Raw genomic sequence first — 11,976 nt, 5'->3', positions numbered from 1 at the left:
CGGGCGCCCGCCGAAGGCCCACAGAGGGCTCGGCCGAGCGCCCGCCGCCCGGCCGACGACCCCCTCAAGGCAGCAGCGGCTCCAGCAACCGATGCGGCTGCCGCATCGCCCGGGTGACCGGATCGTCCCGGCGCAGCAGGTTCGCCCCCGGCCCCGGCGCCACCTCGGTCTCCGCCGGGCCGACCGTCGCCCCGCACGCCGCGCAGAGCCCGTGCGGGTCGACCACCCCGCCGCAGCTCTCGTGCCGGAAGATCCGGCAGGGCACCCCGTTCTGCACGTGCTGCTCGCCCCAGCGGGCCATCGCCCGGATGATCGGCCACAGGTCGATGCCACGCTCGGTGAGCACGTACTCGTCGCGCGGCGGGGACTCCTGATAGCGGCGCCGATCCAGCACGCCCGCGTCGACCAGCGTCTGCAACCGACCGGAGAGCACCGCGCGCGGGATGTCGAGGTGCCCGAGGAAGTCGCTGTAGCGCCGCACGCCGTAGAAGACGTCCCGGACGATCAACAGCGTCCAGCGCTCGCCGACGAGTTCCAGCGTGCGGGCGAGCGCGCAGTCCTGCTGTCCGTAGTCCTTGCCCAAAGCCATGCGAGCACTTTAACCCCGGGTCGGTTCATTCATCGAACCAATGAATGCTACGTTGCTCGGGCATCGTCGGTTCATTCACCGAACCTACGCGCCAGGAGTCGCATTCCGGGGAGCACAACCATGTCCATCGCCACATCCACCGCCACGCGCACGACGCCCGCAGCGCCTGCCGCGCCCGAGTCCACCCTCGACAGAACCGGCGCCGACCGCACCGTGCCGGTGGTGGCGCTGGGCACGCTGCTGCTCCTGGCGACCTACACGATGCCGATGGCGATCGTTCCGGACACCGTCCGCGACCTGCACGCCGGTCCTAGCGGCCCGGCCTGGATCCTCAGCGCCATCGGCCTGGGCCTGTCCGCCGCCCTGCTGATCACCGGCAGCCTCGCCGACGACCTCGGCCGACGCCGGGTGTTCACCGCGGGCGCGCTCGGCCTGACGCTGTCCTCCGCGCTCACCGCGCTCGCCCCGTCACTGCCGCTGTACGTGGTCGGCCGCGCCCTCCAGGGCGTCGCCGGCGCGGCGATCATGTCCGCCGGACTCGGCCTGCTCGCGCACAACCACCGGGGCCCCGCACGCGGGCGGGCGATGGCCGCCTACGGCTCCTCGATCGGCGTGGGCATGGTGCTCGGTCCGCCGACCGGCGCCGCCTTGATGCAACTGCACCGGTCCGCGCCCTACTGGTTCACCGCCCTGGCCGCACTCGGCTTGGCCGCCGTCGCCCGCAGCATGCCCGAGTCGCGCGCCGAGCACCCGCGCCGGCCGGACGTGTGGGGCACGCTCACCCTGGGCCCGGGCCTGATCGCGCTCACCGCCGCGTTGATCGAGGGCCGCCAGGGGTGGTCGCGCCCGGTGGTCGACGCACTGCTCGTGGCCGCCGTGCTCCTGCTGGCCGGCTACGCCGCGACCGCGCTGCGCGGCCGGGCACCGATGCTGGACCTGCGCATGTTCGCCCGGCCCGCGTTCCTGGCCGCCACGTTCGGTGCGCTGATCGCCGGCATCGCGGTGATCGCCATCGCCGCCTACCTGGCCACCGTGTTCCAGGGCACCCTCGGCCTGAGCGCCCTGGGCTCCGCGCTCCTGCTCGGTCTGTGGTCGGCCATGGCCGCGATCACCTCCTTCGTCGTCGGCCGGGTGCACGTGCTGCCCGACGCCGCCCACCGCTTCGCCGCGGGCCTGCTCGTCTCCGCCGTCGGCTTCCTGGGCCTGTACGGGATCGGCCCCGCCGACTCCTGGCTCCGGGCCGTACCCGGCCTGCTGGTCGGCGGCTTCGGGGTCGGCCTCGTCAACACCGCGCTGGCCCGCCTCGGGGTGGAGAGCGTGCCCGCCGACCGCGCGAGCATGGGCTCCGGCGCCAACAGCACCGCCCGCTACACCGGCGCCTCGATCGGCGCCGCGCTCGTGGTCGCCCTCGTCGACGCGGGCGGCATGGACCTGGCCATCCTGATGGCGGCCGGCGCGTCCCTGCTCGGCGCCCTCGTCGTACTCGGCCTCCGGCGCGCCGAGCGGCGGGCATAGACCGAGCAGCGGGCCTGGATCGAGCAGCCCCGCACCGGCCGCGCGGCGGCAGGCGGCACCTCGGCGCAACCTGCGGGAATACCCTCGGCATCAAAGCGAATAAACCCACAAAACTGCCCATGTCGGACACCCGCCGGCGACGCGGAGCCGCGCGTCTGGAAAACTCGGGTCATGTGACGAGCGATGTGCAGACACCGACGACGGATCGACCCGCAGCGCCGGCGGGTCGCCGTCGTTTCCGGGCACTCGGCAACGCGATCATCGAGCGTCCATACCTGATAACCGCGGGTCTGATCGGCCTGATCATCGTCACCGGGGTGAACGGCCCCGACTGGCCGGCGCAATACTTCCGCACCTGGCTGATCCGCGACCACGGCACCTACCTGTGGAACAACCAGTGGTACGGCGGCCACCTGCTCCCGGGCTACAGCATCCTCGCGCCGGTGATCGCCTCCAAGATCGGCACCGCCACCCTCACCGCGCTGTCCTGCGTCACCTCGGCGTGGGCCTGGGACAAGCTCCGGGTCGGCGCCAACGACTTCGCCCGCCAGGTGGGCAGCTGCTGGTTCGCGGTGATGTGCAGCGTCGACTACCTGATCGGCCGCACCCCGTTCGCGCTCGGCGTCGCGGCGGGCATGCTCGCGATACTGGCCGCCCGCCGCAGGCACCCGCTGTGGGCCGGCTTCGCCGCGCTGCTGTGCGGCCTGTCCAGCCCGCTGTCCGGCGCGTTCCTGATGCTGGTCGCGCTCGCGTGGGTACCCAGGGAGCGGGTCTGGCCGACCCGGCTGTGCTTCGCCCCGGCCGCGCTCGGCCTGGTCGCCGCGCTCGCGTTCCCGAACGAGGGCATGTTCCCGTTCCCGTGGTGGCGGTTCCTGCCGATCCTGGCCTTCGCCGCGGTCGGCCTGGCGATACTGCCCAAGGAGCTGAAGAGCGCCCGGCGCTTCCTGTGGTTGTACGCCGCCACCGCGGTGATCTTCTTCTTCGTGCCGACCTCGCTCGGCGGCAACCTGGCCCGGCTGGGCGAGCTGACGTCCGGGCCGCTGATGGCGGTGGTCCTGCTCTCGGCCGGCCGGCGCCGGCTGGTGGTGCTGCTGACCCTGCCGCTGCTGGTCTGGCAGTTCCAGTCCGCCGCGCTGGCCATTACGCACGACATCAAGGACTCGCCGGGCGAGAAGCCGCAGTACTACGCGGGCATGCTCGACTACCTCCAGAAGAACAACACCCACCCGCTGGGCCGGGTGGAGATCCCGTTCACGCGCGGGCACTGGGAGTCGGTCTTCGTCGCCGAGAAGATGCCGCTGGCGCGCGGCTGGGAGCGCCAGCTGGACCGCAACTACAACGCGGTGCTCTACCAGAAGGACCTGACCGTCGAGGAGTACCGCGACTGGATCGACGACACGGGCGTGCGCTTCGTGGCCCTGCCCGACATCCCGATCGATCCGTCGGCGGTCCCCGAGGCCGACCTGATCCGCAAGGGCATCCCGTGGCTCAAGCCGGTCTACACGGAAAAGGACGGGCGCTGGCAGATCTGGGAGGTGGAGAACCCGAGCCCGATCGTCGAGGGGCCGGGCGAGCTGACCGAGCTGACGCCCAGTCGGTTCTCCTTCAACGCACACTCCGCGGGCACGTTCGTGGTGAAGATCCACCCGACCTTCTGGGTGACCGCAGACCGGCCCGAGATCGTGATCAGGGCGACCAAGGACGAGTGGAGCGAGATCACCGTCGACCGCCCCGGACCGGTCACGGTGTCCGCGCGCGACGCCAAACTCTTCAAGGGCAACAAACCCTGATCCGCGCCGGGTGGGCGGGGGCGGGTCCGCGACCCGCCCCCGGCCCGCTCACGGCGCCGGCGGCGTGTCCGCGTCCAGACCGCCGGCCCACTTGGGCGCCCGGGGCTGCCACGCCTTGACCTCGGCCAACAGGCTCGCGGCACTCCGCGCGACCAGCAGCGTCGAGCGCAGATCCGGCTTGAGGAAGCCGTTGGCGGTCATCGTGTCCAGCGCGTCGAGCAGCGGACCCCAGAAGCCGTCCACCTCCAGGACCGCGACCGGCTTGGCGTGGATGGCCAGGTGCTGCCAAGTCCAGACCTCGAACAACTCCTCCAGCGTGCCCGCCCCGCCGGGCAGCGCGACGAAGGCGTCCGCCTGGGCCGCCATCGCCGCCTTGCGCTCGTGCATGGTCTCGGTGACCTGAAGATCGGTCAGGCCGCGGTGGGCGATCTCGCGATCCACCAGCGAGCGCGGCATCACGCCGATCACCTCGCCGCCCGCCGCCAGGCAGGCGTCGGCGACCGCGCCCATCAGACCCACGTGTCCGCCGCCGTAGACGATCCCGACACCCGCCTCCGCGAGCCCGCGGCCGAGTTCGGTCGCCGCCTCCCGGAACCGGGGCGAGACGCCCGACGCCGACCCCGCGAACACCGCTACCCGCATGACGGGCTCCCCTCGTCGAAGACCACCGTGGTGGTGTGCGCAGAAAAATACGCCGATCGAATTCTGCCCAATCCGGTCACGCCCCCGGACGGCGGTCCCGTCCGGGGCGGCGTGGCCGAGCCTCATCGGGTCGGTGCCGAATCGGTGGCGCATCGAGTCGATGAATCGCCTCTCACCCGCCACGGCGGCGGCACAGTCCCGGCATAGAAGGGCAAATTCGGCCATCGTCGGTGGCTGTCACCGAACCCGACGTTGACGGGAAGACCCCTCGCCACGGCAGAATGCCCGCGTGCCCGCCACCGAGCGCCCTGCCTCGGACATCCCGTTCGAGCGGCTGTTTCCCGATCTGGACGACCATGGCCGTGAACGCCTGGTCGCCGCCGCGAGAGCGCTCGATCTGCGCCGCTCCCTCGACGACCCCGCGCGCTGGTTCTGGAACGAGCCCGACCCGCTGAGCCCGGAACCCGAGCCCGAGCCGTCGCCGCACATCCTGGGCACCGCGCTGCTCCTGTACGAGGCCGACGGGGACTGGCTGGAACTGGGTCTGGACGTCTGGCAACTGGACGGGCCCTTCGTCAGCGTCACCGCCACCGTCGAGGTGGCGTGCTGGTGCGACACCGACCACAACATGCACGCGGTCCAGCGCGCCGAATGGCCGGCGTCCACCGCGCAGGCGTTCCTGGAGGCGTTCCACACCGCCGCGCTGTCCGTGATCCGCCGCATCGAGGGTCCGCGCGACCCGCGCGACCTGCGCGCCCGCGCGGGGCTGCCCAACCCGCCCGAACCACCCCCTGAGGATGACCCCGCCGTGCCCCCGAATGGCCCCGTGGTCTGAACCACCGATTCATCCGAACGAAGGATTTTTTCGCGGCACACCGGTGATTCCTCGATGGACATTGCGCCATGGCCCGTCATACATCGGACAATCCGGCGTCCTACCTCAATGCCCACCTGCATCCCATCGGCCCCGGCGTGAAAAACTGGGGGCGTCATGACACATGCTCTGGACGGCCGCATACCCCTGGGGGAGCCCACATCGGGCGCGGGCGGCACCGCCCGCCGTACGTGGCGCCGACACGCGCGCACGGTGCTGATCGGGATCACCGAGCACCCGTACGTGATCACTCTGGCCCTGGTCGGCCTGCTGACCGTGCTCGGCATCAACGGCGCCGACTGGCCGGCCCAGATCTTCCGCGCCTGGCTGGTGCGCGACCACGGCGCGGTGTTGTGGAACAACCAGTGGTACGGCGGGCACCTGCTGCCCGGCTACAGCGTGATCACCCCGGTCCTGGCCGGCGGCATCGGCACGCGCCTGCTCACCGCGATCTCCTGCGTCGCCGCCGCGTGGGCGTTCTCCCGATTGCGCCTGGGACGCGGCGACCTGGCCCGCCGGGTCGGCAGCTGCTGGTTCGCGGTCATCGTCAGCATCGAATACCTGATCGGCCGCACCCCGTTCGTGCTCGGCGTGGCCACCGGCCTGATGGCGATCCTGGCGGCCCGGTCCGGGCATCGGGCGTGGGCGGCGGTGGCGGCCGGCTTCTGCGGCCTGGCCAGCCCGCTGGCCGCGGCGTTCCTGTTGATGATCGCGCTGGCGTGGGTGCCCTCCGAGCGGGTGTGGGCGACCCGGTTCAGCCTGTCCCCGGCCGTGCTCGGCCTGGTGATGTCGCTGGTCTTCCCCGGCGGTGGCGACTTCGCCTTCCCGCTGTGGCGGTTCGCCGCGATCCTGGGCTTCGCGGGCGTGGGGCTGGCCCTGGTGCCGCGCACCGAGGTCAGCGCGCGCCGCTTCCTGTGGTTGTACGCGCTCTCCTCCACCGTGCTGTACCTGATCCCCAGCGCCGTGGGCGGCAACGTGGCCCGGCTCGGCGAGTTGTGCGCCGGCCCGCTGATGGCCGTGGTGCTGCTCTCGCTGGGTCGCCGTCGCCTGGTGATCCTGCTCGCCGTACCGCTGCTCGCCTGGCAGTTCTCCTCCGCCGGTAAGGCCGTCGCCTTCAACAACCAGGACAGCACCGGCAAGAACTCCGCCTACTACACCGGGATGCTCGACTTCCTGGAGCGGGCCAATCTGCCGGTGGGCCGGATCGAGATCCCGTTCACCCGCGGCCACTGGGAGACCGTCTACGTCGCGGAGCACATGCCGCTCGCCCGCGGCTGGGAGCGCCAACTCGACCGCGCGCACAACTCGGTGCTGTACGGCCCCGGCCTGGACGAGGCGCAGTACCACGCGTGGGTGCGCGAGACCGGGGTGCGCTTCATCGCCCTGCCCGACGTCCCGCTGGACCCGTCGGCCAAGCGCGAGGCGGAGATCCTGCGCGCCGGCGCCGACTGGCTGGTGCCGGTGTGGTCCGACCCGCACTGGGTGATCTGGGAGGTGGCCGACCCGGTTCCGCTCCTGGACGGCCCCGGGCAGCTGGTCGACATCACCCCGAGCGGCTTCACCCTGCTCGCCCAGCAGGCCGGCACGTTCACCATACGGATCCACCGGACCAGCTGGTTCGTCGCGAACAAGCCCAATACGAGCATCGGCGAGACCAAGGACGGCTGGACCGAGGTGACGGTCACCGAACCCGGCGAGGTCACCATCACGGCCAAGGCGTCGGCCGTCCTGCCCTGACCGGGGCGGGTAGGGTAATTCGGGTTCATGCCCTGGTGGAAAGGTAAAGCAGACCGATGGCCGAGCACCACGACCACTCCAGCCACGATCACCACGATCACGAAAAGGGCCGGATCTTTGTGATGGGCCGCCCGGTGGACTCGTACCCCGCCATGGCGCCCGAGGCCGCGCGCGGCAAGGTCCTGCGCGTCACCGTGGTCGGCGAGGAAGTCCTGCACCGGCCCTGCGCCGAGATCACCGAGTTCGGCACCGACGAGCTGAACACGCTGATCGACGACATGTTCCTGACCATGTACGTCGCCGACGGCGTGGGCCTGGCCGCGAACCAGGTCGACGTCGGCATCCGGCTGTTCGTCTACGACTGCGTGGACGAGGACGGCCACCGGCACGTCGGCCACATCCTCAACCCGGTCCTGGACGAACTGCCCGCGACCGAGCGGCACCTGGAGGAGGCGGGCGAGGGCTGCCTGTCCGTCCCGGGCCCGCACGAGGACCTGGCCCGCCCCGATCGCGCCATCGCGCGGGGGGTGGACAAGGACGGCAACCCGCTGGTGATCGAGGGCGAGGGCTACTTCGCCCGCTGCCTCCAGCACGAGACCGACCACCTCAACGGCTACCTGTACATCGACCGGCTCTCCAAGCGCGAGCGCAAGAACGTGCTCAAGGAGATGGAGTCGATGCGCGACGAGGTATTCGCCAAGCGCGAGGCGAAGGCCAAGCAACTCGCGGGCTGACGCCCGAAAGCGAGCAACACCGAAAGGGGCGGGGAACCGGTACCGGTTCCCCGCCCCTTTCAGGCGTTCACCTCATCCCGAGGCACGCACCGCTCTCGCGGTCAGCTGCACCCGCTGGTCGAGCCGCAGCCCTCGCAGACGTAGCAGCTGCCCGCCGGGCGCATCTTGATCCCGCAGGAGAAGCACAGCGGCGCGTCCGCGCTGCGGCCCTGGCGGGCCTCCAGCAGCTCGGTGGAGGAGTGCACCGCGGCCGGCACCGGCTTCAGGTCCGGGGCCTTGGGCGCGGCATCGGTCGGCGCGGACTGCGCGAGGGTGCGCATGTCCTCCGCGGCGGCCGGCTCGTCCGGCTCGTAGGAGCCGGTCTCCAGGTGCCGGGTGCGCTCCGCGGCCGAGTGGATGCCGAGCGCCGAGCGGGTCTCGAACGGCAGGTGGTCGAGCGCCAGGCGGCGGAAGATGTAGTCGACGATCGACTGGGCCATCCGCACGTCCGGGTCGTCGGTCAGACCGGCCGGCTCGAACCGCATGTTGGTGAACTTGGAGACGTAGGTCTCCAGCGGCACGCCGTACTGGAGGCCCACCGAGACCGCGATCGAGAAGGCGTCCATCATGCCCGCGAGGGTCGAGCCCTGCTTGGACATCTTCAGGAAGACCTCGCCGAGGCCGTCGTCCGGGTAGGAGTTGGCGGTCATGTAGCCCTCGGCGCCGCCCACCGAGAAGGAGGTGGTGATGCCGGGCCGACCCTTGGGCAGGCGCTTGCGGACCGGGCGGTACTCGACGACCTTCTCCACCACGGTGGTCGCGGTCGACTTGCCGTCGTCGGCCTTGCCCTTGTTCTCGCCCTTGCCGGCCGAGAGCGGCTGGCCGACCTTGCAGTTGTCGCGGTAGATCGCCAGCGCCTTGATGCCCAGCTTCCAGCCCTGGAAGTAGATCTCCTCGATCTCCTCCACGGTGGCGTCCTCGGACATGTTGACCGTCTTGGAGATCGCGCCGGAGATCCACGGCTGGATCGCCGCCATCATCCGCACGTGGCCCATCGGCGAGATGGTTCGCTCGCCCATCGCGCAGTCGAAGACCTCGTAGTGCTCGGTCTTCAGGCCGGGCGCGTCCACCACGTGGCCGTGCTCGGCGATGTGCTCGACGATCGCCTCGACCTGCTCCGGCTGGTAGCCGAGCCGGGTCAGCGCCCGGGCGACCGTGCCGTTGACGATCTGCATCGAGCCGCCGCCGACCAGCTTCTTGAACTTCACCAGCGCGAGGTCGGGCTCGACACCGGTGGTGTCGCAGTCCATCATCAGGCCGATCGTGCCGGTGGGGGCCAGCACCGAGGCCTGCGCGTTGCGGAAGCCGTGCTTGTCGCCGAGCTTGACGACGTCCTTCCACGCCTTGGTGGCCAGGTCCCACACGGGGGTGTCCAGGTCGTCCATACGCTTGCCGGCGTCGTTGGCGTCGGCGTGCTGGCGCATCACCCGCTTGTGCGGCTCGGCGTTGCGGGCGTAGCCCTCGTACGCGCCGACGATGGCGGCCAGTTCGGCGGAGCGCTTGTACGCGGTGCCGGTCATCAGCGAGGTGATCGCACCGGCCAGCGCCCGGCCGCCGTCGCTGTCGTACGCGTGGCCGGTGGCCATCAGCAGCGCGCCGAGGTTGGCGTAGCCGATGCCCAGCTGGCGGAACGCGCGGGTGGTCTCGCCGATCTTCTCGGTCGGGAAGTCGGCGAAGCAGATCGAGATGTCCATCGCGGTGATGACCAGCTCGACGACCTTGGCGAAGTTGACCGCGTCGAAGGTGTCGTCCTCGCGCAGGAACTTCATCAGGTTCAGCGAGGCGAGGTTGCAGGACGAGTTGTCCAGGTGCATGTACTCCGAGCACGGGTTGGACGCGGTGATCCGACCCGACTCGGGGCACGTGTGCCACTTGTTGATCTCGTCGTCGTACTGGATGCCGGGGTCGGCGCAGGCCCACGCGGCCTCGGCCATGCGCCGGAACAGCGACTTGGCGTCGACCGTCTCCAGCACGTCGCCGGTGAGCCGGGCGCGCAGCCCGAACTCCTTGCCCTGCTCGACCGCGTTCATGAACTCGTCCGAGACCCGGACCGAGTTGTTCGCGTTCTGGTACTGCACCGACGCGATGTCGGCGCCACCGAGGTCCATGTCGAAGCCCGCGTCGCGCAGCGCGCGGATCTTCTCCTCCTCCTTGACCTTGGTGTCGATGAAGTCCTCGATGTCGGGGTGGTCGACGTCGAGCACGACCATCTTGGCCGCGCGGCGGGTGGCGCCGCCCGACTTGATCGTTCCGGCGGAGGCGTCGGCGCCGCGCATGAAGGAGACCGGACCCGAGGCGTTGCCGCCCGAGGTGAGCAGTTCCTTGCTGGAGCGGATCCGGGACAGGTTCAGGCCGGCGCCCGAGCCGCCCTTGAAGATCAGGCCCTCTTCCTTGTACCAGTCCAGGATGGAGTCCATCGAGTCGTCGACCGACAGGATGAAGCACGCGCTGACCTGCTGCTTCTGCGCGGTGCCGACGTTGAACCAGACCGGCGAGTTGAAGCTGAAGATCTGGTGCAGGAGGGCGTACGCCAACTCGTGCTCGAAGATCTCCGCGTCGGCGGGGCCGGCGAAGTAGCCGTTCTCCTCGCCCGACTTGCGGTAGGTCTTCACGACCCGGTCGATCAGCTGCTTCAGGCTCCACTCGCGCTGCGGCGTGCCCACCGCACCGCGGAAGTACTTGCTCGTGACGATGTTGACCGCGTTCACCGACCAGGAGTCGGGGAACTCGACGCCGCGCTGTTCGAAGTTGATCGAGCCGTCGCGCCAGTTGGTCATGACGACGTCACGACGCTCCCAGACCACCTCGTCGTACGGGTGGACGCCGGGGGTCGTGTAGACGCGCTCGATCCGCAGGCCCTTGCCGGGTCGTGACCGACCGGCACCGCGTGCTGAGCCGCTCGTCGTCTCTGTCATGCCGTCTCCTCTTTTGAACAACGCCGTGGGCAGGCCGGGGCATCCCGATGGGAGGACCCGGATGACCGGTCGGGTGGTCCGTCGTTCCTGTGCTACCGACGTGTACTACCGAATGAAAATGTGAATGACCCGCGCGTGGATGACCCGCGCTCAGTCCGCGGCGGGAGCGTCCGCCGCGTTCGCGGGCACCTCGGGCCCGCTCGACTCCGCGCGACCGGCGCGCAGCAGCGCGACCTCGGCCTCGAAGTCCTCCAGGGACTCGAAGGCCCGGTACACGGACGCGAACCGCAGGTAGGCGACCTCGTCGAGCTCACGGAGCGGGCCCAATATGGTCAGGCCCACGTCGTGGGTGGTCAACTCGGCGCACCCGGTGGCCCGCACCGCCTCCTCGACCCGCTGGCCGAGCAGGGCCAGCGCGTCACCGGTGACCGGGCGGCCCTGGCACGCCTTGCGCACACCGGCGATGACCTTGTCCCGGCTGAACGGCTCGGTGACGCCGCTGCGCTTGATCACCGTGAGCGAGGCGGTCTCGATCGTGGTGAAGCGTCGTCCGCAGTCGGGGCACGAGCGACGGCGCCGGATGGCGGCCCCGTCGTCGGTGGTCCGGCTGTCCACGACGCGGCTGTCCGCTCGCCGACAGAAGGGGCAGTGCATGCCGTTCCCTCTCCCCCTCGTTCAGACGCAGGTCCTGCGTGGTGCTCGTGCGCGTCGCGCGCGGAGCGGCGAAACGTGCCCTGGTGGTGCCGCGGGTTGCCGCGCCCTCGCCCCGAGGGCCCACGCCTGGGGGCCCGTCCGGTGCGGTCCGGGAATGCTCCGGGAACATAGTATATACGGCAACCACAACTTGTGGGCTTCTGCAACGCCCTCGACCACAAGATGTAGTGGCTACGGTAGACCGCGACCCGGGGCGCTGCAAGCCGACTCGCAGACACTCGGAGAGCCCGTGGTGACCTCTCGTCATCCCCGCAGGTCACCGCCCGAGGAGTCGGCGAAATTAACCCGACCGGCCGCGTGTCGCGGTACGCGAGCGGCGCATGCGACATTTCGGGCATCGCTTCCGTGGGCAATTCCCGAACGGAATTCGAATGTATGTACGATTACTACAGCGGGAACCGAATGATCGCCACCGGATTGGCCTAAA

General features: G+C 70.4%; 9 protein-coding genes. 5 read left to right on the top strand and 4 right to left on the bottom strand.

Annotated features, from left to right (window positions below; genetic code table 11):
• Nucleotides 1–64 precede the first annotated feature (64 nt).
• Nucleotides 65–589 carry a winged helix-turn-helix transcriptional regulator gene (locus ACMXN5_RS23955; RefSeq protein WP_439676924.1) on the bottom strand — a complete coding sequence of 175 codons (525 nt, stop codon included), beginning with the start codon at nucleotides 587–589 and terminating at the stop codon, nucleotides 65–67.
• Between the two features lie 120 nt (nucleotides 590–709).
• Between ACMXN5_RS23955 and ACMXN5_RS23950 the strand changes: the two genes are divergently transcribed.
• Both ACMXN5_RS23950 and ACMXN5_RS23945 read left to right on the top strand, forming a co-directional pair.
• Nucleotides 710–2,104: an MFS transporter gene (locus ACMXN5_RS23950; protein ID WP_439676923.1), complete on the top strand. Its 1,395-nt coding sequence runs from the start codon at nucleotides 710–712 to the stop codon at nucleotides 2,102–2,104.
• A gap of 173 nt (nucleotides 2,105–2,277) precedes the next feature.
• Complete coding sequence (locus ACMXN5_RS23945; RefSeq protein WP_439676922.1) at nucleotides 2,278–3,894, top strand: hypothetical protein; 1,617 nt, start codon at nucleotides 2,278–2,280, stop codon at nucleotides 3,892–3,894.
• 48 nt (nucleotides 3,895–3,942) lie between these two features.
• Here ACMXN5_RS23945 and ACMXN5_RS23940 read toward each other — a convergent pair whose 3' ends face one another.
• Nucleotides 3,943–4,536, bottom strand: a complete 594-nt coding sequence (locus tag ACMXN5_RS23940; RefSeq protein WP_439676921.1) for a TIGR00730 family Rossman fold protein — start codon at nucleotides 4,534–4,536, stop codon at nucleotides 3,943–3,945.
• A 289-nt stretch (nucleotides 4,537–4,825) separates the two neighbouring features.
• Between ACMXN5_RS23940 and ACMXN5_RS23935 the strand changes: the two genes are divergently transcribed.
• The 3 genes from ACMXN5_RS23935 (at nucleotide 4,826) to def (ending at nucleotide 7,881) form a co-directional block, all read left to right on the top strand.
• Nucleotides 4,826–5,371 (top strand): hypothetical protein, encoded by a 546-nt coding sequence (locus ACMXN5_RS23935; RefSeq protein ID WP_439676920.1) that lies wholly within the window; start codon nucleotides 4,826–4,828, stop codon nucleotides 5,369–5,371.
• Between the two features lie 156 nt (nucleotides 5,372–5,527).
• The gene (locus tag ACMXN5_RS23930; protein WP_439676919.1) at nucleotides 5,528–7,147 is read left to right on the top strand and encodes a hypothetical protein; all 1,620 of its coding nucleotides are present in this window, start codon (nucleotides 5,528–5,530) and stop codon (nucleotides 7,145–7,147) included.
• 56 nt (nucleotides 7,148–7,203) lie between these two features.
• Nucleotides 7,204–7,881 (top strand): peptide deformylase, encoded by a 678-nt coding sequence (def, locus tag ACMXN5_RS23925; RefSeq protein ID WP_379995984.1) that lies wholly within the window; start codon nucleotides 7,204–7,206, stop codon nucleotides 7,879–7,881.
• Nucleotides 7,882–7,982: 101 nt separating this feature from the next.
• On the opposite strand, the gene ACMXN5_RS23920 is transcribed toward def, so the two are convergent.
• Nucleotides 7,983–10,835 (bottom strand): vitamin B12-dependent ribonucleotide reductase, encoded by a 2,853-nt coding sequence (locus ACMXN5_RS23920; RefSeq protein WP_439676918.1) that lies wholly within the window; start codon nucleotides 10,833–10,835, stop codon nucleotides 7,983–7,985.
• Nucleotides 10,836–10,985: 150 nt separating this feature from the next.
• A complete protein-coding gene (nrdR, locus tag ACMXN5_RS23915; protein WP_439676917.1) occupies nucleotides 10,986–11,489 on the bottom strand; it encodes a transcriptional regulator NrdR in 504 nt (167 codons plus the stop codon).
• Nucleotides 11,490–11,976: the final 487 nt, after the last annotated feature.

The organism is Embleya australiensis (genome assembly GCF_051903075.1).
Classification (GTDB): domain Bacteria; phylum Actinomycetota; class Actinomycetes; order Streptomycetales; family Streptomycetaceae; genus Embleya.
This window is presented reverse-complemented; position numbering and strand designations above follow the sequence as displayed.